The organism is Lapillicoccus sp., assembly GCF_036559105.1.
Taxonomy (GTDB): Bacteria; Actinomycetota; Actinomycetes; order Actinomycetales; family Dermatophilaceae; genus Lapillicoccus.
The window spans coordinates 39,387-58,970 of record NZ_DATBTV010000125.1 but is presented as its reverse complement, the minus strand read 5'-3'; the positions used below and the strand labels follow the sequence as shown (position 1 = coordinate 58,970).

At 72.4% G+C, this 19,584-nt stretch carries 18 protein-coding genes; 13 read left to right on the top strand and 5 right to left on the bottom strand.

What is annotated here, in order from left to right; all coding sequences use genetic code 11:
- Positions 1–148 precede the first annotated feature (148 nt).
- Positions 149–481 (top strand): hypothetical protein, encoded by a 333-nt coding sequence (locus tag VIG79_RS16050; RefSeq protein ID WP_331887481.1) that lies wholly within the window; start codon positions 149–151, stop codon positions 479–481.
- Positions 482–619: 138 nt separating this feature from the next.
- On the opposite strand, the gene VIG79_RS16045 is transcribed toward VIG79_RS16050, so the two are convergent.
- Positions 620–1,618 (bottom strand): quinone oxidoreductase, encoded by a 999-nt coding sequence (locus VIG79_RS16045; RefSeq protein ID WP_331887480.1) that lies wholly within the window; start codon positions 1,616–1,618, stop codon positions 620–622.
- 311 nt (positions 1,619–1,929) lie between these two features.
- On the opposite strand from VIG79_RS16045, the gene VIG79_RS16040 reads away from it, so the two are divergent.
- Together VIG79_RS16040 and VIG79_RS16035 are read left to right on the top strand one after the other, a co-directional pair.
- On the top strand, positions 1,930–2,412 hold the full coding sequence (locus VIG79_RS16040; protein ID WP_331887479.1) for a cysteine dioxygenase family protein: 483 nt from the start codon (positions 1,930–1,932) through the stop codon (positions 2,410–2,412).
- Positions 2,406–2,921 (top strand): rhodanese-like domain-containing protein, encoded by a 516-nt coding sequence (locus VIG79_RS16035; RefSeq protein ID WP_331887478.1) that lies wholly within the window; start codon positions 2,406–2,408, stop codon positions 2,919–2,921. The genes VIG79_RS16040 and VIG79_RS16035 overlap by 7 nt, the downstream gene beginning before the upstream one ends.
- A 24-nt stretch (positions 2,922–2,945) precedes the next feature.
- Here the strand turns inward: VIG79_RS16035 and VIG79_RS16030 are convergent, their stop codons facing one another.
- Entirely contained in the window at positions 2,946–3,926 is a 981-nt protein-coding gene (locus VIG79_RS16030) for a L,D-transpeptidase family protein (RefSeq protein ID WP_331887477.1), read from the bottom strand.
- Between the two features lie 186 nt (positions 3,927–4,112).
- Between VIG79_RS16030 and pcrA the strand changes: the two genes are divergently transcribed.
- Entirely contained in the window at positions 4,113–6,560 is a 2,448-nt protein-coding gene (gene pcrA / locus VIG79_RS16025) for a DNA helicase PcrA (protein ID WP_331887476.1), read from the top strand.
- A gap of 63 nt (positions 6,561–6,623) precedes the next feature.
- Here pcrA and VIG79_RS16020 read toward each other — a convergent pair whose 3' ends face one another.
- On the bottom strand, positions 6,624–7,562 hold the full coding sequence (locus VIG79_RS16020; RefSeq protein ID WP_331887475.1) for a M23 family metallopeptidase: 939 nt from the start codon (positions 7,560–7,562) through the stop codon (positions 6,624–6,626).
- Positions 7,563–7,876: 314 nt separating this feature from the next.
- On the bottom strand, positions 7,877–8,863 hold the full coding sequence (locus VIG79_RS16015) for an esterase/lipase family protein (RefSeq protein ID WP_331887474.1): 987 nt from the start codon (positions 8,861–8,863) through the stop codon (positions 7,877–7,879).
- Positions 8,864–8,927: 64 nt separating this feature from the next.
- Here VIG79_RS16015 and VIG79_RS16010 point away from each other — a divergent pair, with 64 nt between their 5' ends.
- The 6 genes from VIG79_RS16010 (at position 8,928) to lhgO (ending at position 15,697) form a co-directional block, all read left to right on the top strand.
- Positions 8,928–9,380, top strand: a complete 453-nt coding sequence (locus VIG79_RS16010) for a cobalamin B12-binding domain-containing protein (RefSeq protein ID WP_331887473.1) — start codon at positions 8,928–8,930, stop codon at positions 9,378–9,380.
- Between the two features lie 467 nt (positions 9,381–9,847).
- Positions 9,848–10,858: a DUF3048 domain-containing protein gene (locus VIG79_RS16005; RefSeq protein ID WP_331887472.1), complete on the top strand. Its 1,011-nt coding sequence runs from the start codon at positions 9,848–9,850 to the stop codon at positions 10,856–10,858.
- A 126-nt stretch (positions 10,859–10,984) separates the two neighbouring features.
- Positions 10,985–12,187: an ADP-forming succinate--CoA ligase subunit beta gene (sucC, locus tag VIG79_RS16000; RefSeq protein WP_331887471.1), complete on the top strand. Its 1,203-nt coding sequence runs from the start codon at positions 10,985–10,987 to the stop codon at positions 12,185–12,187.
- Positions 12,188–12,203: 16 nt separating this feature from the next.
- Positions 12,204–13,106, top strand: a complete 903-nt coding sequence (gene sucD, locus VIG79_RS15995; protein WP_331887470.1) for a succinate--CoA ligase subunit alpha — start codon at positions 12,204–12,206, stop codon at positions 13,104–13,106.
- Positions 13,107–13,164: 58 nt separating this feature from the next.
- Positions 13,165–14,454: a DUF6350 family protein gene (locus VIG79_RS15990; protein ID WP_331887469.1), complete on the top strand. Its 1,290-nt coding sequence runs from the start codon at positions 13,165–13,167 to the stop codon at positions 14,452–14,454.
- A gap of 52 nt (positions 14,455–14,506) precedes the next feature.
- Entirely contained in the window at positions 14,507–15,697 is a 1,191-nt protein-coding gene (gene lhgO, locus VIG79_RS15985) for an L-2-hydroxyglutarate oxidase (protein WP_331887468.1), read from the top strand.
- Between the two features lie 96 nt (positions 15,698–15,793).
- Here lhgO and VIG79_RS15980 read toward each other — a convergent pair whose 3' ends face one another.
- Positions 15,794–16,201, bottom strand: a complete 408-nt coding sequence (locus tag VIG79_RS15980) for a hypothetical protein (RefSeq protein ID WP_331887467.1) — start codon at positions 16,199–16,201, stop codon at positions 15,794–15,796.
- 146 nt (positions 16,202–16,347) lie between these two features.
- On the opposite strand from VIG79_RS15980, the gene purN reads away from it, so the two are divergent.
- The 3 genes from purN to VIG79_RS15965 are packed head-to-tail and all read left to right on the top strand — an operon-like array spanning position 16,348 to position 19,578.
- Positions 16,348–16,977, top strand: a complete 630-nt coding sequence (gene purN, locus VIG79_RS15975; protein ID WP_331887465.1) for a phosphoribosylglycinamide formyltransferase — start codon at positions 16,348–16,350, stop codon at positions 16,975–16,977.
- Positions 16,974–18,590 carry a bifunctional phosphoribosylaminoimidazolecarboxamide formyltransferase/IMP cyclohydrolase gene (gene purH, locus VIG79_RS15970; protein WP_331887463.1) on the top strand — a complete coding sequence of 539 codons (1,617 nt, stop codon included), beginning with the start codon at positions 16,974–16,976 and terminating at the stop codon, positions 18,588–18,590. Before purN ends, purH begins: the two co-directional genes overlap by 4 nt.
- A 1-nt stretch (position 18,591) precedes the next feature.
- Complete coding sequence (locus tag VIG79_RS15965; protein WP_331887461.1) at positions 18,592–19,578, top strand: DMT family transporter; 987 nt, start codon at positions 18,592–18,594, stop codon at positions 19,576–19,578.
- Positions 19,579–19,584: the final 6 nt, after the last annotated feature.

The window sequence follows — 19,584 nt, the reverse complement described above, 5'->3', positions numbered from 1 at the left end:
CGGCGCAGCTCCTGGAGGATCTCCTGGGTGGCCGCGGGGAAGGTCGAGATGTACTCGTCGATGGACGCTGCCGTGGGAGCCATGGGTCACCCTGGCACGGCTTCCGTGGCGCCGTCGAGCCTCCGCCGGCGATGGCTATGGCACCGGTATGCACGTGGTGATCGGCATCCTGGTCGTCCTCCACCTTGTCGGTGCCGCGGCCATCATCGGCCCGTGGCTGGCCGCGCCGCGGTCCGGTCGGATCCGGATGGCGATGGTCTTGGGCGCACCCGCCCAGGTCGTCACCGGCCTCGTCCTGGTCGGTCTGCACGAGATGAGCAGCGACCCGGCCGACGAGCTCATCCGCGCCAAGATCGGCGTCAAGCTGGTCATCGCGCTGGCGTGCGCCGCGTCTGCCGAGATCGCCAACGGTCGCCAGCGCCGGGCGCTCGCCGTGGAGGGCGGGCCGAGCGTGAGACCACCGAGGACCGCCCGGGCGTGAGACCGAGCGTCCGGCGACCGGGGCCTCCATCAACCGAGGTGACCCCACGACGTGGTGGCCGGTTCGTGCCGTCTGGAGCCGGAATCCCGAGCGGTCCAGAGCACGAACCGGCGACGGGGTCAGGAGGGTCAGGAGGGGTCAGGGGACGAGGAGGAGCTTGCCGGTCGTCTGGCGGCCGGCAAGGGCGTCGTAGGCGGCCCGGGCCTCCGCGAGCGGGTAGCGGCCGCCGATGTCGACCTTCAGCGACCCGTCGGCCACGGCGCCGAGGATCTCCGACGTACGCCACTCCAGCTCGTCGCGCGTCGCGATGTAGTCGCCCATCGTCGGGCGGGTGAGGAACAGCGAACCGCCGCGGTTGAGCCGCTGGATGTCGAACGGGGCCACCTGACCGCTGGCGCCGCCGAACAGCACCATCATCCCGCGCCGCCGCAGCAAGGCCAGCGATGCGTCGAACGTCGTCTTCCCGACCCCGTCGTAGACCACGTGGGCGCCCTCGCCACCGGTCAGCTCCTTGACCTTGTCGGGCAGCTCGCCCAGGTTCGCCAGCTGGGAGTAGTCGATGACGTGGTCGGCGCCGAGCCCCAGGCCGAGGGTCACCTTCTCCGCCGAGCCCGCCGTCCCGATGAGCGTCGCCCCCTTGGCCTTGACCAGCTGGACGAGGAGCTGACCGACCCCGCCGGCCACCGCGTGGACCAGGACGAGGTCGCCCGGCTGGACCGCATACGTGGAGTTGACGAGGTAGTGAGCCGTGATGCCCTGGAGCATCACGGCCCCGGCGACCTCGAGGTCGACGCCGTCCGGGACGCGGACCGCCTTGGCCGCGTCCACCAGGACCGCGCCCGCGGCGCTGCCCGGCCCGTCGGCCCAGGCCACCCGGTCACCGACGGCCAGGTCGACACCGTCTCCGACCGCCTCGACGGTGCCGGCGCCCTCGCCCCCGACGACGAACGGCGTCGGGATCGGATAGACGCCTTCGCGCTGGTAGATGTCGATGAAGTTGATCCCGGCGGCCGCCACGGTGACGCGCACCTGGCCTGGGCCCGGCGCGGGAACGTCGCGGTCCTGCACGGTGAGGACGTCGGAGCCGCCGTTCCGGGGGACGACGAGAGCGGGCACGGTGAGGGTGGAGGCGGTCATGGCGGCCAGCCTAGGAGGGCGACCTGAACATAACGACGCGTAGGGATGTCCATAACGCGAGATGATGTATCAATCCGCTTGCGAGCCCGTCCTCATCGCTGATGTCCTTGTCACATGCTCTCCAGCAGCGCGACGCGAATGTGCACGGGTCGGCCGGTCTCGGCGACCTCGTGGCGCGTCGTCGCGCGCTGTTGTCGCCGGTCCTGACCGCCTGCTCGACCCGCTCAGACCGTCCGACGACAGCCCGCCGGTGCCCGTCCCCGCTTCACGCGGCGACGTCCAGGCGCCGGCCCCGACCCTGGGGACCCGACATGACCGCTTCGACCTCTCCGCTCGACACCCGCGCGGCCGCCGTGCCGCTGGCCGAGCTGCGACGGACCGCCCGCAGCTACGCCCTCAACCCGAACCTCTCCGCGCTGCTCCCCGAGAGCCGCGACCGCACCTGGGCCCGGTTGGCGGGCGACGCCCGCCTGGACGTCTGGCTGATCTCGTGGCCGGAGGGCACCGAGACCGGATGGCACGACCACGGTGAGGCATCCGGCGCCTTCGCCGTGGCCTCGGGCGTCGTGCTCGAGCAGACCTGGGCCCTGGGCGCGGTCCAGCACCGGACCCTGACCGAAGGCGACGCCCGGGCGTTCGGGCGCGACCACGTGCACAACGTCGTCGGCGCCGGTCCCGGCCGGGCGCTGACGGTCCACGCCTACGCCCCCGGCCTGGTGACCATGGGCCAGTTCGAGCTCGGACCCGACGGCCCCCACCGGCTGGCCACGCCGCAGGACGCGTCGTCGTGGTGACCGCGACCTCCACAGCGACCCCGACCGCTGAGCGCACCACCGAGATCCACTGGGAGACGCGGCTGTTCTCCGGCCGGTCGGCTCCGTCAGTGGCAGCGGTCCCCGCCGCGTCGGCCACCGTGGACGACCTGGTCGACGAGGCCCGCGCCGCCTACCACCGGATCTCGCCGCGGGCGGCATACCAGCTGCTGCTGCACGACCGTGCCGTGCTGGTCGACATCCGGCCCGAGGCGCAGCGGCGGGCCGAGGGTGAGGTCGACCCGGCCCTGCGCCCGGTCGTCATCGAGCGCAATGTCCTCGAGTGGCGGCTGGACCCGCGCAGCGCGGCCCGGTTGCCGTGGACCTCGTACGAGACGCGCGTCCTCGTGCTCTGCCAGGAGGGGTATGCGTCGTCGCTGGCCGCCGCGACCCTCGTGCGGTTGGGGCTGAACCGCGCGACGGACATCGTCGGCGGCCTGCGGGCCTGGCGCGAGGCCGGCCTCCCGCTCGCGGAGCGCGTCGCCGCCTGACCACGGCCGCGGTCACGCCGACGGCTACGGGACGATCGTCACCGTGTCGCCGGCGCGCATCGTGCGAAGCATGGTGACCATCTCGCTGCTGGACACCGCGACGCAGCCCGCGGTCGCCCCGCTCCCGCGGACGTGGATGAAGATGCCGGCGCCGCGGTTGGGCCGTTGGGCGTCGGGCGCCCGGTTGAAGTTGACGACGATGACGTAGTCGTACTGGCCGGGGAAGCTCAGCAGCCGCTCGGACCCGTTCGGGTCGGAGAGTGGGAGCGTCGCGTCGAACCCGCCCTGGGACTCGTTGCGGTACGTGTTGTAGTAGGCCGAGTTGTTGTCCTCGACCCAGAAGTCCCCGGCGCCCACGCGTCGGTAGGAGAGCGCGGTTCCGGGGCTGGCCTGGATCCCGAACGCCTCGGTCATCGTGTAGGTGCCGGTCGGGGTGGTGCCGTTCCCCTGGGTCCGCGTCGCCCCGTTGGTCATCCCGCCGTAGCCGATCCGGCCGCCGGAGTCGGTGAACGCGTTGGCGAACCCGCACGGGGTGTTGGTACGGAGCCAGAACGACACGACGGCGGTGGTCCCACCACTGCCGTTGACGACGGTCACCGTGCGCTGGCGGGCGCCGACCGAGACCTGCACTCCGCCGAGCTGGGCGGAGCAGGCGACCCACGAGGGGTCGGAGACCGGAGTCGTGACCGGCGGCGGCGCGGGCGGCGCGGGTGGCGTGGGCTTCGGGGTGGGCTTCGGGGTGGGCTTGGGTGTCGTCGTCACCTTGGGAGTGGCGTTGGTCGTGGTCGCCCGGGTCGGCGTGGTGCGCGGGACGGCCGAGACGGTGAGGGTCTCCGACGGCGCGCTCGACGGCGTACCGGAGGTCGTAGCGGTCGTAGCGGTCGTCGCGGAGGAGGACGTCGAGGACGTGGTGGTCGGCGAGAGGTCGGCCAGCACCGGCGGGTTCACCGGAGGGGTGGCCAGCTCGTGGCCGCACCCCGCCGCGAGGCCCACCACGGCGAGCACCCCCGCGAGCCTGACCGCCAACGCGCCCGCCCGCCGCGGAACCACGAGAGCACGAACCACGACACCTCCGAACGACGACTTCGTAGGAAGGTACACGGGCGCCGGCGAAATGTCCGTTGGCGAGACGGCGCCTCGGCCGGACCTTGCCGGTGACCGTCCCCCCGCGGACGTAGGCTGGACGACGCGATGACCTCCGAGCCCAGCACCCTCTTCGACGACCTCGACCTGCCGCGTCCCGTACCCGGGGGAGACGTCGACGAGCGGGGAATCCCGTTGTGGGCCATCGCGGAACCCGGCGCGGACACGGCTGGCGGACCGGGTCGCCCGACGGACTCCGACGGACGGCTGCACGACCCGCAGGAGCTGCTCAAGGGCCTGAACCCGCAGCAGCGCCTGGCGGTCGTCCACGACGGCCCGCCGCTGCTCATCGTCGCCGGTGCCGGGTCCGGCAAGACCCGGGTCCTCACCCACCGGATCGCCTACCTGCTGGCCGCCCGGCACGTCCAACCCGGCCAGGTCCTCGCCATCACCTTCACCAACAAGGCGGCCGGCGAGATGAAGGAGCGGGTCGCCGACCTCATCGGCCCCCGCGCCAAGGCCATGTGGGTGATGACGTTCCACTCGGCGTGCGTGCGGATCCTGCGCCGCGAGGCGACCCGGCTCGGCCTCAAGTCGACGTTCTCGATCTACGACGCCGCCGACAGCCAGCGCCTCATGACCCTGGTCCTGCGCGACCTCGACCTCGACCCGAAGCGCTACCAGCCGCGAGCGTTCTCGCACGCGGTGAGCAACCTCAAGAACGACCTCGTCGACGAGGAGACGTATGCGTCGCGCGTGGGTGCCGAGGACGGCCCCGGCACGCACCACGAGCGGATGGTCGCGCAGGCCTACACGATGTACCAGCGTCGGCTTCGCCAGGCCAACGCCATGGACTTCGACGACCTCATCATGTCGACCGTCCATCTGCTCCAGGCGTTCCCCGACGCGGCCGAGCACTACCGGCGCCGGTTCCGGCACATTCTCGTCGACGAGTACCAGGACACCAACGTCGCTCAGTACCAGCTGGTCAAGGAGCTGGTGGGCCCGGCCCTCCCGGACGACGCGCCGGCGCACGCGGTGCCGCCGGGCGAGCTGTGCGTCGTCGGCGACGCCGACCAGTCGATCTACGCGTTCCGCGGCGCGACGATCCGCAACATCGTCGAGTTCGAGCAGGACTACCCCAACGCGCGGACCATCCTGCTGGAGCAGAACTACCGCTCCACGCAGACCATCCTGCGGGCCGCCAACGCCGTGATCGCCCGCAACGAGAAGCGCCGCGCCAAGAACCTCTGGACCGACTCCGGCGACGGGGTGAAGATCGTCGGCTACGTCGCCGACAGCGAGCACGACGAGGCGGCGTTCGTCGCCAAGCAGATCGACCACCTGCAGGACACCGAGGGCGTCCGGCCGCGGGACGTCGCGATCTTCTACCGGACCAACGCCCAGTCCCGCGCGTTCGAGGAGGTACTCGTCCGGGTCGGGATGCCCTACAAGGTCGTCGGCGGCACCCGGTTCTACGAGCGCAAGGAGATCAAGGACGCGCTCGCCTACCTCCGGGTGATCTCCAACCCGGCCGACACGGTCAACCTGCGGCGGATCATCAACGTGCCCAAGCGCGGGATCGGCGAGCGGGCCGAGGCCTGCATCGCCCAGCTGGCCGAGCGTGAGCGGATCACTTTCGTCCAGGCGTTGGGGCAGCCGGCGGACGCCCCCGGGATCGCCACCCGGTCGGTGGCGGCGATCGAGGCGTTCACCGCGCTGCTGGAGTCGCTGTCGAGGGTCTGGGCCGACGGGTCTGGCGTCTCCGGGCTCATCGAGGCGGTGGTCGAGCAGAGCGGCTACCTCCGCGAGCTCCGGGCCAGCGCCGACCCCCAGGACGAGACCCGGATCGAGAACCTCGCCGAGCTGGTCGAGGTCGCCCGGGAGTTCGACGAGGAGCGGATCGAGACCGGCGAGGTCGTCTCGCTGGAGGACTTCCTCGAGCGGGTCTCGCTGGTGGCCGACGCCGACGACATCCCCTCCGGCGCACCCGGCGCCGACGGCGGCGTCGTCACCCTCATGACGCTGCACACGGCGAAGGGGCTCGAGTTCCCGGTGGTCTTCCTCTCCGGGATGGAGGACGGCACCTTCCCGCACATGCGGGCGCTGTCCGAGCCGCTCGAGCTGGAGGAGGAGCGCCGGCTGGCCTACGTGGGGATCACCCGCGCCCGCGAGCGGCTCTACCTGTCGCGCGCGGCGGTCCGCTCCGCATGGGGCGCGCCGCAGTACCACCCGGCGTCCCGGTTCCTCGACGAGATCCCGCCCGAGCTGGTCCAGTGGGAGCGCCTCGAGTCGTCGGTCGACGCGGCGCGGCAGGGGCGCCGGATGGGCGGTTCGGCGATGGAGTCGCTGGCGGGTCGCCGCGAGATGGCGCGGGCGTCGTCGCGGCCGGCGCTCCACCTGAACCCCGGCGACCGGGTCACCCACGACTCGTTCGGGCTCGGCACCGTGCTCCGGGTCGAGGGCGACGGGGACCGGGCGATGGCGCACGTGGACTTCGGTGCCGAGGGCGTCAAGCGCCTCCTGCTCCGGTATGCGCCGGTCACCAAGCTCTGAACCGACAGCAGCGCAGCGCCCCAGGATCGGGACACTGCGCTGCGGGTGACGGGAGGACGAGCCCTACGGCATCGTGCCCATCTTCTTGAGCCAGGGGAGGGGCGGGATCGGGGCACCGTCCTGCGGGTGGATCTCGACGTGGACATGCGGGCCGGTCGAGTGGCCGGTGTTGCCGGACATCGACACGAGCTCGCCCGGCGTGACCTGCTCGCCCTGCGTCACGATCAGCTTGCTGTTGTGGCAGAACCAGGAGACGGTCCCGTCCCAGTACTGGATCTCGACCTTGTTGCCGTAGCCGCCCTGCCAGCCGGCGAAGAGCACGGTGCCCGAGGACATCGCCTTGACGGGGGTCCCGACCGGGACCGCGAAGTCCTGGCCTGGGTGCATCGCGCCCCACCGCATACCGAAGCCGGAGGTGAGCTGGTAGCCGCCGTCGATGAACGGGACCCAGTTGTGGGCCGCGGCGGCGGCCGCGTCGGCCTGGGCCTGCTGGGCGTCAGCGTCGGCCTGGGCCTGAGCGGCCGCGGAGTCCGCGGCAGCCTTGGCGTCGGCGGCAGCCTTGGCGTCGGCGGCAGCCTTCGCGTCGGCGGCACCGGCCTGGGCCTGCGTGCGGTCGGCAGCGTCGGCGGCATCCTGCTGGTCGGCGCGGCCACTGGCGGCGGTGTCGAAGGAGTCGGTCCCGGTCAGCGCGGAGGCGCGGGCACTGTCACGTCCGGAGCGCTCGACGACGTCGCGCTCGATGGGGTCCTCGGTCACGAGGCCGGATGCGGTCAGGCTCGTCGCGGGGGCGGCCGAGGCGCTCGGGGCGCCCGTCGTCCCACCGATGTGGGCGCCGGTCGCCGTGAGCACCAGGGTCGCCGCCGCGGCGGTCGGGAGGAGGTACCCGGACCCGACGAAGCGGGGAAGGGAGGAACCCGTCGACTCGTGGGTCCGGGCGGAACGGGCGGAACGATGCCGTCCCGCCGGGGGCCGGTGGCGCCCGCGGTATGCAGCGTCAGACAAGAGAGGGGATCCTTGGGGGCTTCGGGGAGATGACCGGCAGAGGGGCTTTCTGGGTCGGCGGTTACCCTAACGTGACCATTTCGTTATCCCAAATCGCCATCCACAGGTTTGCGGGCGGCGTGACCGAGCGACGAGCCGGTGTGGAGCAGGGGTGGGCGCCGCCGGACAGCACTGGACGGTCGGACGACGACGGGGCACGCGACGGAGCTGGGGACGACGTCGCGGAGCACAACCTAGCGGCCCCGACCGGCCCGCGGGAGGGGTCGGATCGGGCTGTGACCAGGTCCGTTGTCGAACTCGGTCGACGTGGGCGGTCAGCCGCTTCGGCGGCGACCGGCGAACGGCGTCGCGCCCGGCGCCACCGTGCTGCCGTCGGAGTCCAGGTGGGCCAGTGCCGCCCCGATCCCGTGCACGACGGACTGCATGATGGGCAGGCTCATGTGACCTACGCCATGCATCTCGACGTTCGTCACGTTGAGATCGGGGTGCTCCAGGGCGGCCGTGCGCTGCGGGAACATCAGCTGGTCGATGTCGGACCAGTAGCAGAGGAAGCGGGTGCGGCAGCTCTCGACCGGCTGCTCCAGCTCCTGCATCAGTGGGCTCCCGGGGCGCAGCTGCTGCATGATCCGGCTGTTCCACGCGTACGCCAGGTAGGTCCCGTGGTGGGGGCTGCCGAGGGTGACGAGGGTGTGGACCCGCTCGTCCCCGCCCAGCCGCGTCACGTAGTAGCGGGCGATGAGGCCGCCCATGCTGTGCCCGACCACGTGGATCCGCTCGTAGCCGGTCTCGGCCACGATGGCCTCGATCTCCTCGGCCAGCTGCGCGGCGGCGACGCGGACGTCCCCGGTGAGGATCGAGTAGTTCATCGTCGTCATGTGACCGAAGCCGCGGCGGCGCAGCCCGAGGCGCAGCAGGGTGAACACCGACCGGTTGTCGGCCATGCCGTGCACGAGCAGGATCGGCGTCCCGGCCGCCTCGATGTCGGAGATGACCAGACCGCGCTGCACCGGGCCGAGATGCTCGATCCGGTACCCCTGGGAGACGTCCTTGGCGTGCGTCCCCATGATCCCGAGCGGGTAGATCGCGAGATGGGTACCCAGCCACAGCGCCTCCACGGTCGCGCCGGCGAGCCCGGTGGGGGTGGCCAGCGCCCTGGCGGCCTCGCCGACGATGTCGGACGCCGAGGCGGCGGCCCCCTGGACGGCACCCACGACCCGGGAGGCGAGGCCCCAGGCATACCCCTTGACCCGTGCCGCACCGTCAGCTCGGCCGCGGGTGGGCGACCCAGCGGCGGTCGGCAACGAACGAGGCGGCATGGTTCGGCGACACTAACCCCCACCAGGGGGCTTCGCTACGCTTCGCGGCATGTCCGACGCGCCCGACCCGGCCGAACCCCGCGAGCACCTCTCCGACCGGCCGGGGTCGCCCATCCGGGTGGTGGTGGCCAAGCCGGGCCTGGACGGTCATGACCGCGGCGCCAAGGTCGTGGCGAGAGCGTTGCGGGACGCGGGCATGGAGGTCGTCTACACCGGCCTGCACCAGACGCCGGAGCAGATCGTCGAGGCGGCCATCCAGGAGGATGCCGACGCGGTCGGCCTCTCAGTGCTCTCCGGCGCGCACATGACGCTGTTCGCCAAAGTCGTCGACCTGCTGAAGCAGCGCGACGCCTCCGACATCGTCGTCTTCGGCGGCGGGATCATCCCCGACGACGACCTGCCGGAGCTGAAGCGGATGGGTGTCGCCACCGTGTTCACCCCAGGAGCGACCACCACGGAGATCGTCGACTGGGTACGCGCGAACGTCGATCCCAACAGGTGAGACGATTCGCCCACCGTTAGGTCCGGCATTTCCCTCGCGACCTTAAAGAGTTGGCAAAGTCGGTAGGTACTGGAGCCGTGGAGGTTCCACCATGGTCGTACGGAGCAGTGCGACAACCCCCCATGCCGCAGTGTTCCGAGTCGAGGGTGAACAGGGTCGAATCCCCGCTATTCCCGCAGCGGGCGAGATTCGGGCACCACGGGTCTCCGTGGTGGGCCGGGAGCGAAAGCCCCGGCATAACCGCACAGTCGGCGACCGAAAGGTTGTGGGGCCGCCAAGGGGCTGCGGCCCCACAACCAGGTTCGGCTACGGCGGGCACGCCGTGAGTCGACAACATCACCCAATCAGATGGCCTAGGCTCGCGCCCCGTGTCCGAGCGAAGTGACCCCCGGTTGCCGTGTCCGCAAAGGGCCAACCGCCGCCTCGTCCGCTGGCCTCTAGGTGCCGCGACGACCGTCGCCGCACCAGTGGCCGTCGCCACCGCCCTGGCCCTCGTGGCGTGCTCCTCCGCGGCTCCGGGGCCGGGCCCGACGACCGCTGCGGCGGCACCGGCTCACCCGAGCACCTCGACCACCACCACGGAGCCTCCACCCAGCCCGACCACCCCAGCCCTGCCGGGGCTGCCCGGTGGCTCCGTGCTCGCGGTCAAGATCGACAACACGGCCGGGTCCCGTCCGCGGCTGGGGATCGAGCGGGCCGAGGTGGTCTACGTCGAGCCGGTCGAAGGCGGCCTCACCCGCCTCATGGCGGTCTTCTCGACCGGGGCCGGAGACCTGCCGCCCGAGGTCGGGCCGATCCGCAGCGCCCGCGAGACCGACGTCGCCCTGCTGGCCAACTGGGGCCGGGTCGCGCTCGCCTACTCCGGCGGGTCCGCGTTCACCCGCGGCCTCGTGGACCAGGCGAACCTCGCCTCGATCCCGTACGACGCCGGGACCCAGGGGTACCGCCGGACCGGCGACCGGCGGGCGCCCTACAACGTCATCGGCAACAGCCAGGCCCTGCTCGTCCGGGCCGGCACGAGTGCCACCAACGGGGACCCCGGGTTCCGGTTCGGCCCCCCGGGACCGGGCGGGTCCCCGGCCGGCTCGGTGTCGACCGCGTGGCCGGCCTCCCAGGTCGCCTTCACGTGGGACGCCGGGACCGGCCGGTACCTCCTCACGACCGACGGACGGCCCGACGTCGCCCCGGGCGGGGCCCGGGTCGGCGCCGCCACCGTGGTCGTCCAGGAGGTCCCCGCCCACCTCAGCGACAACCGTGACGTCAACGGCGTCCAGACGCCGGTCGTCGACCTGGTCGGGTCGGGCCCGGCGGCGGTGCTCCGCGACGGGCAGGTCTGGAAGGGCCAGTGGGCCCGCCCCGACCTCGGGTCACCGACCAGCTACACCGCAGGCGGCCCCGGGGGGGCGCCCATCCCCATGGCGTCCGGCCCGGTATGGGTGCTGCTCGTCCCGGCCGGGCAGGCCGTCGCCGTCGGCTGACCCGCATACGCCAGGGTATGTGCGTGAGGTCGGTCGCATCGTCCGCGGGGGCCCTCGGCCGGTCCGGACCCGGCCGATAGGCTCGACCCGCACGAAATCGCTCATTCCAACGATGGGACGGCTGGCGTGGACCTGTTCGAGTACCAGGCGCGGGACATGTTCGAGGCGCACGGGGTTCCCGTGCTCGCCGGGATCGTGGCCGACACCCCCGAGGCGGTCCGTGCGGCGGCCGAGGAGATCGGTCCGAAGAGCGGCGGCGTCGTCGTGGTCAAGGCCCAGGTGAAGACCGGCGGCCGCGGCAAGGCCGGTGGCGTCAAGGTCGCGAAGTCGGCCGACGAGGCGGCCGCGGCGGGCGAGCAGATCCTCGGCATGGACATCAAGGGCCACACCGTGCACCGCGTCATGGTCGCCCAGGGCGCATCGATCGCCGAGGAGTACTACTTCTCGGTCCTTCTCGACCGCGCGAACCGCACCTACCTCGCCATGTGCTCCAAGGAGGGCGGCATGGAGATCGAGCAGCTCGCCGTGGAGCGGCCCGACGCCCTGGCCCGCGTCCCCGTCGACCCCAACGTCGGTATCGACGACGCCAAGGCCCGCGAGATCGTCGACGCGGCCGGGTTCGACGAGGCCGACAGGGGCGCGATCGCGGCCGTCCTCACGAAGCTCTGGGACGTCTACCGCGAGGAGGACGCGACCCTCGTCGAGGTGAACCCGCTGGTCAAGACCTCGGACGGGCAGATCGTGGCCCTCGACGGCAAGGTCACCCTCGACGAGAACGCCGACTTCCGGCACGAGGACCACGCCGGCCTCGAGGACGCCCTCAGCGCCGACCCGCTCGAGGCCGCCGCGAAGGAGAAGAACCTCAACTACGTCAAGCTCGACGGCGACGTGGGCATCATCGGCAACGGCGCCGGGCTGGTCATGTCGACCCTCGACGTCGTCGCGTACGCGGGCGAGGAGGTCGCTGCGGACCGCGGCCTCACGACCCCACCCAAGCCCGCGAACTTCCTCGACATCGGCGGCGGCGCCTCCGCGGAGGTGATGGCCAACGGCCTGCACATCATCCTCGGCGACCCCCAGGTCAAGGCGGTCTTCGTCAACGTGTTCGGCGGCATCACCGCGTGCGACGCGGTGGCCAACGGCATTGTCGGCGCCCTCGACAAGCTCGGCGACGAGGCGACCAAGCCGCTCGTCGTGCGCCTCGACGGCAACAACGTCGACGAGGGCCGGCGGATCCTCGCCGAACGGAACCACCCCCTCGTCAGCATCGAGGGCACCATGGACGGCGCGGCCCGCAAGGCCGCCGAGCTCGCTGCAGCGGCGAAGTAGAAGGGGCGGCGGAGCGATGTCGATCTTCCTCAACCAGGACTCCAAGGTCATCGTCCAGGGCATGACCGGCTCCGAGGGGATGAAGCACACCACCCGGATGCTGGCCTCGGGCACCGCCATCGTCGGAGGCGTCAACCCGCGCAAGGCGGGCCAGTCGGTCGACTTCCCGAACGATGTCACCGTGCCGGTGTTCGGCGGTGTCGCCGAGGCGATGGCGCAGACCGGCGCGAACGTGTCGGTGGTGTTCGTGCCGCCGCCGTTCGCCAAGGCGGCCGTCGTCGAGGCCATCGACGCGGGCATACCCCTCGTCGTCGTCATCACCGAGGGCATCCCGGTCAAGGACACCGCGGAGTTCTTCGCCTACTCAGAGAGCAAGGGCGGCACCCGCATCATCGGCCCGAACTGCCCCGGCCTCATCAGCCCCGGGCAGTCCAACGCCGGGATCATCCCCGCCGACATCGCCGGCCCCGGGCGGGTCGGCTTGGTCAGCAAGTCCGGCACGCTGACCTACCAGATGATGTACGAGCTGAGGGACTACGGCTTCTCCTCCGCCGTCGGGATCGGCGGCGACCCGGTCATCGGCACGACGCACATCGACTGCCTCGAGGCGTTCCAGAACGACCCCGACACCGATGCGATCGTCATGATCGGCGAGATCGGCGGCGACGCCGAGGAGCGGGCCGCGGCCTACATCAAGGACAACGTCTCCAAGCCGGTTGTCGGCTACGTGGCGGGCTTCACTGCTCCCGAGGGCAAGACCATGGGCCACGCCGGCGCGATCGTGTCCGGTTCGTCGGGAACCGCCGCGGCCAAGCAGGAGGCCCTCGAAGCGGCCGGGGTCAAGGTCGGCAAGACGCCGTCCGAGACCGCCGCCCTGATGCGCGAGATCATGGCGAGCCTGGACTCGGTCGTCATCTGACCGGCCCTCGGCGCGCCCTCCTCGCCCAGCGGCGGAGAGCGGCGACGATGGCCTCGTCATGACCCTTCTCGACTCGCTCCGCGACCGCGTCCGTGCCGACCCCCGGGCCGACCTCCGGGCCGACCCCCGCCCCGAGACGGGTTCCGACGCCGAGGTGCTCGCGGCGGCGTCCGGGTTCGACTGGTGGCAGGCGCCGGCGGCCGGGGCACTCGCGGCCGCGGGCTCGTGGCTGGTGCTCGCTCTGCCCGCCCTGGTCGTGTGGGTGGCGACCGCGCACACGACGGTCGGCTGGGGCGACGCTCTCGGCATCGCCAGCGCCGGCTGGTTCCTCGGTCACGGGGCCTCGGTCGCCGTCGGCGAGCTGTCGCTGTCCCTGGCACCTCTGGGGCTCTGGCTGCTGGCGCTGCTCCTGACCGTTCGTGGGGCGCGCCGGCTCCTCGACCGCACGGAGCGGACGGCGCCGGGCACCACCTGGCCGCGGGCCCTGGTCCGGCAGGTGGTCCCGGGCTTCGTGCTCGGGTATGCGGGGGCCGGGCTCCTCGCCTGGCTGCTCACCCTGGCCGGTCCGGCTCGTCCGGGGTTCGCGGCCGTGCTCGTCGTCCTCGGCATCCCGGTGCTGGCGCTCGCGTGGGCGCTGCTCCGGCGCTACGTCGCCGACGAGGAGTGCGGCGTGGTCGGCGAGTGGCTCGACCGGCTGCCGCGCTGGTTGCCGCGGGCGGTCCGGCCGGGTGTCCACGGCGTTGCCATCCTGCTGGGGCTCGGCACGGTCCTCGTCGTGATCATGGTCGCCGCCCGCTGGTCGACGGTCTCCGGCCTGCACGCCGCGGTCAACGCCGGCCTGGTCGGCGGGGTCGTGCTCACCGCCGTGCAGCTGCTGGTCCTCCCCAACCTGGCCCTCTTCGCGCTGGCGTGGCTGGCCGGACCCGGGTTCCAGATCGCCGACGGGTCGACGATAAACCTGGCCGGCGCGCACCCCGGCCTGATGCCGATGATCCCGGTCCTGGGAGCCCTGCCCTCGGACGGTGCATGGTCCGGATGGCTGATCCTCCTGCTATTCGTGCCGGTGATCGCCGGCGGCCTCATAGGGTGGCTGGCGTGTCGCAGCCTGGCCCGACTGTCGAGCTGGCGGACCAAGCTCGCCACTGCCCTCGCGGCCGTCGTGACCTCGGCCGCCGGCCTCACCGTGCTCGCCGCCCTCGGTTCGGGAGCAGTGGGGGTGGACCGGCTCAGTGCCGTCGGCACTCGGCCGCTGGTGTTCGGGGCGGCGCTGCTCGGCCTGCTCGTCGCGGGGGCGGCGTTGTCGGTGCTGTCGGCCCAGCTGCTGCTGCGGGCCCGCCCGCACCGCTGACCGCGACGCTCCACGGCCCGCTGTCTGGAGCGGTGGCTGCCGTGGTGGCCTCGTGAGGGTCGTCGTCGTCGGCGGCGGCATCGTCGGCCTCGCCACCGCCCGGGCGCTCGCGCGCCGGGGCGACGAGGTGACCGTTCTCGAGAAGGAGACGGCGCTCGCCCGGCACCAGACCGGCCGCAACTCCGGAGTGATCCACTCCGGCATCTACTACCCGCCCGGCAGTCTGAAGGCGACCATGGCGGTGCGGGGTGCCGCCTCGATGACCGCCTTCGCCCGGGAGCGGGGCATCCCGGTGGAGACGACCGGCAAGCTCGTTGTCGCGACCTCCGCCGAGGAGGTGCCGGGACTGCACCAGCTCGCCGATCGCGCCACCGCCAACGGCGTCCCCGCCCGGCTCGTCACCAAGGACGAGGCCCGCGGCTACGAGCCCTACGTCTCCTGCGTCGAGGCGCTGCGGGTCGAGACGACGGGCATCGTCGACTACGGCGCGGTCTGCGACGCCTACGCCGAGGACATCCGGGCCGGCGGCGGGCTGGTACGCCTCGGCACCGGGTTCGCGGGCGTCGACACGGACGCGGGGAACCTGGTGCGGGTCCGCACGACGACCGGCGACACGCTGGAAGCGCACGCCCTCGTGGTCTGCGCCGGCCTGCACGCCGACGTCGTGGCGCGGGCCTGTGGAATCGAGCCGGAGGCGCGGATCGTGCCCTTCCGGGGGGAGTACTTCGAGCTGGCCCAGCACCGCGAGCACCTCGTCCGCGGGCTGATCTACCCCGTCCCGGACCCGCGGTTCCCGTTCCTCGGCGTGCATCTGACCCGGATGGTCCACGGCGGCGTCCACGCCGGCCCGAACGCCGTCCTGGCGCTGCGGCGCGAGGGGTACACGTGGCGAGACGTGGACCTCGGCGAGCTGCGCGACGCGCTGTCGTGGCCCGGCCTCTGGCGGCTCGGGGCCAAGCACGCCGCGCCGGGGGCGCGTGAGGTGGTCCGGTCGCTGTCGCGGACGGCGTTCGCGCGGAGCCTGGCCCGGCTGGTCCCCGGGATCGAGGCCCGGGACCTCACGCCGGCACCGGCGGGAGTCCGGGCGCAGGCGCTGCGTCGGGACGGCTCCCTGGTCGACGACTTCCTGGTCCAGACCGGTCCGCGCCAGGTGCACGTCCTCAACGCGCCCTCGCCGGCGGCCACGGCGTCGCTGGAGATCGCCGACCACCTGGTCGCCCAGGTGGACGCCGTCGCTCGCTGAGGCCCTCTCCCGGCGACCGGACTCAGATGTTTGTCGGTTCTCCCGCGCCCAGGCATCAAACCGACAGACATCTGCGTCCGGTCGGCGTGGTGACGGTCAGAACTCGGTGAGGGACCCCAACAGCGAGCGCTGACGCTGCTGGCTGCAGACCGACTGGGCGGTGCTGGTGTTCGCCCCGGTCATGCAGTCCTCGTACTGCTTCTGGGGGACGTAGAAGACTGCCTGGGTGATGGCTCCGAGCAGGAGGACGGTCGAGAGCCCCAGCGCTACGGCGGGCCCGAACCGGGTGAACGCCCCGGCCGACGCCCGCGACAGCCGGCGCATCTCGCGCACCGACACGACGATCGCGACGACGATCGGCACGACGACGATCGCCCGCCGCGGGAGTCCCAGGCCGGCGCCGACGAGGATGAGGAGGAAGAGGCAGGCGATGGTCAGGGAGTAGCGACCGCGGGCGCGCAGCTCCTCGCGGCTGACCTGCTGGCCGCCGACCTGCCCCGCCATGTGTCTCCGCTCTCGCCCGTTCGGGTGCACCTCCGGCCCTGGTGACCGCGACCCATCCTCCCCGACAACGACGGGTCGGCCCCCCGGGTTTCGCCCGGGGGTGGCGACCTCAGGGACGTCGACGGTCCTCGCTAGGCTCGAGCACCGTGACGGCAGCCCCCTCCGAGCCTCTCGCCGGCTCGGTCGTCGTGCTCGTCTCCGGGTCCGGCACCCTCCTGCAGGCGCTCATCGACGCCTCGGCCGACCCGGCGTACGGCGTGCGGGTGGCGGCCGTGGGTGCCGACCGTGACGGGATCCAGGGGTTGGCCCGGGCCGAGCGCGCCGGCATCCCCACCTTCGTCTGCCGCGTGTCCGACCACCTCGACCGAGCGGCCTGGGACGCGGCTCTCGCCGAGACCGTCGCCGCCTACGCACCGACGCTGGTGGTGTCCGCGGGATTTCTCAAGCTCGTCGGGCCGGCGTTCCTCGCCCGGTTCGCCGGACGCTACGTCAACAGCCACAACGCTCTGCTGCCGTCGTTCCCCGGCATCCACGGGCCGCGGGACGCGCTCGACTACGGCGTCAAGGTCACCGGTGCGACCCTCTTCGTCGTCGACGAGGGCATCGACACCGGCGTCATCGTCGGCCAGGTGGCGGTGCCGGTCGAGGACGACGACACCGTCGACCGCCTGACCGAGCGGATCAAGGCCGTCGAACGGCCCCAGCTCGTCGACCTCGTCGGACGCATGGTCCGCGAGGGGTTCACCGTCACCGATCGGAAGGTCACCATCCCGTGAGCTCTGCCGACACCACCGACGGGCGGCGCCCCCTCCGGCGTGCGCTCGTCTCTGTGTACGACAAGACCGGGCTCCCCGAGCTCGCGTCCGCCCTCAACGACGCCGGCGTCGCCATCGTGTCGACCGGGTCGACCGCGAAGGCCATTGCGGCGCAAGGGGTTCCGGTGACCGCGGTCGAGGAGCTCACCGGCTTCCCCGAATGCCTCGACGGTCGGGTCAAGACCCTCCACCCCGCGGTCCACGCGGGAATCCTCGCCGACACCCACAACCCGGACCACCTGCGTCAGCTCGAGGAGCTCGGCGTCGAGCCGTTCGACCTCGTCGTCTCCAACCTCTACCCGTTCCGCGACACCGTCGCGTCGGGCGCGTCCCCACAGGAGTGCATCGAGCAGATCGACATCGGCGGCCCGTCGATGGTCCGCGCCGCCGCCAAAAACCACGCGAGCGTCGCCATCGTCACCAGCCCCGAGGCATACCCCCGGTTGAAGGCGGCGCTGGGCGCCGGCGGCTTCACCCTTGCGGAGCGCCAGCGGCTGGCGGCCGAGGCGTTCGTGCACACCGCGAGCTACGACAACGCGGTCGCCAACTGGATGGGCACCGTCGTCGCCGACACCTCCGACGGCACCGGTTTCCCGGCGTGGACCGGTGCCACCTGGGACCGCGTCGCACCGCTGCGCTACGGCGAGAACCCGCACCAGCCCGCGGCCCTCTACCGGCACTGGCGCCCCGGTATCGCCCAGGCCGAGCAGCTGCACGGCAAGGAGATGTCCTACAACAACTACGTCGACGCGGACGCGGCCGTGCGCGCGGCCCACGACCACGGCGACCAGCCGACCGTCGCGATCATCAAGCACGCCAACCCGTGCGGCATCGCCGTCGGCGAGACGCTGGTGGAGGCGTACGACAAGGCACACGCCTGCGACCCCCAGTCGGCCTACGGCGGCATCATCGCCACGAACCGGACCGTCACCGCCGAGCTCGTCGAGCACACCAAGGGCGTGTTCACGGAGGTCATCGTCGCGCCGGACTTCGACGACGACGCCCTGGACCTGCTGCGCGCTCGCAAGACCATCCGGGTGCTGCGCCTGCCCGCCGACATGGGAGGGTTCCGCGACCCGATCGAGGTCCGCCCGATCAGCGGCGGCATCCTCGTGCAAACCCCGGACCGGGTCGACGCGGTGGTCCGCGACGAGGCGGGTGACCCGACCGGCGGCGACGACGTGGCCTACTGGCGGCTCGTGGCCGGGGAGCCGGCCGACGAGACGACCCTGGCTGACCTCGCCTTCGCCTGGCGGGCGATCCGTGCGGTGAAGTCCAACGCGATCCTGCTGGCCGACGACGGTGCGGCCGTCGGCGTCGGCATGGGCCAGGTCAACCGCGTGGACTCGTGCCGCCTGGCCGTGTCGCGCGCCGGGGCCGAGCGGGCGGTGGGTGCCGTGGCGGCCTCCGACGCGTTCTTCCCGTTCGCCGACGGGCTGGAGATCCTCCTCGACGCCGGGGTCCGCGCGGTCGTGGCCCCCGGAGGCTCGATCCGCGACGAGGTCGTCGTCGAGGCCGCCCAGCGAGCGGGGGTCACCATGTACTTCACCGGCACCCGTCACTTCGCCCACTGAGGTGACGTCACGGCTGCTGTGGGCCGCGCTGGCCTTTGTGGGCGGCGCCCTGCTGTCGGTGCAGTCCCGGATGAACGGCGAGCTGGCCACGGTGTTCGGCCACGGGCTCGATGCGGCCCTCTGGAGCTTCGGTTCCGGAACCCTGGCCCTCACCGTCGCCCTGCTCCTGTCCCGACCGATGCGGTCCGGGTTGGTCATGCTGCGGTCCGCGGTGGCCGACCGTCGGCTGCGCTGGTACCAGTGCGTAGGCGGTGCCATGGGCGGGCTGTTCGTGCTGTGCCAGTCGTATGCGGTGCCGCTGGCCGGCGTTGCCCTGTGGACGGTGGCGGTGGTCGGTGGCCAGACGGCGAGCGGGATGGCCGTGGACCGGTTCGGAATCGGGCCGGCCGGTCGCCTCCCGGTGACCGCCGGTCGCGGGATCGCCGCCGCCCTCGCCTGCGTCGGGGTGCTCGTCGCCGTCGGGGGACGCGTCTCGACGACCGACGCGACCGTCATCCTCCCCGTCGTGCTGAGCGTCCTCGCGGGGATGTCCCTCGCGGTCCAGTCCGGCATCAACGGGCGCGTCGGGGTGGCGTCCGGAAACGCCTTCACGACGGCGTGGCTGAACTTCACCCTCGGCCTCACTGTCCTGGTCCTGCTCATCGTGCCCGAGGCGCTGCTCGGCCAGTTCGGCCTGCCCCGCAGCCTGGATGCGCCGTGGTGGGCCTGGTGGGGAGGCCTGCTCGGCATCGGTGTGGTGGCGGCCGGGGTGGTCGGCGTGCGCTACCTCGGAGTGTTGCTGCAGCTGCTCCTCATGCTCGTCGGCCAGCTGTCCGCTGCGGCCCTGCTCGACCTGCTGAACCCTGAGACCCGAGGCACGGTGACCCCACTCGTGCTGCTCGGGCTGCTGGTCACCCTCGCGGCCGCCGCACTCGCGGGGATCAGCGCGACCCGCGCTCGACGAGCCGAACGCCGCGCCGAGGAGCCCACCGAGCCCGTGGCAGGATAGGTCGTC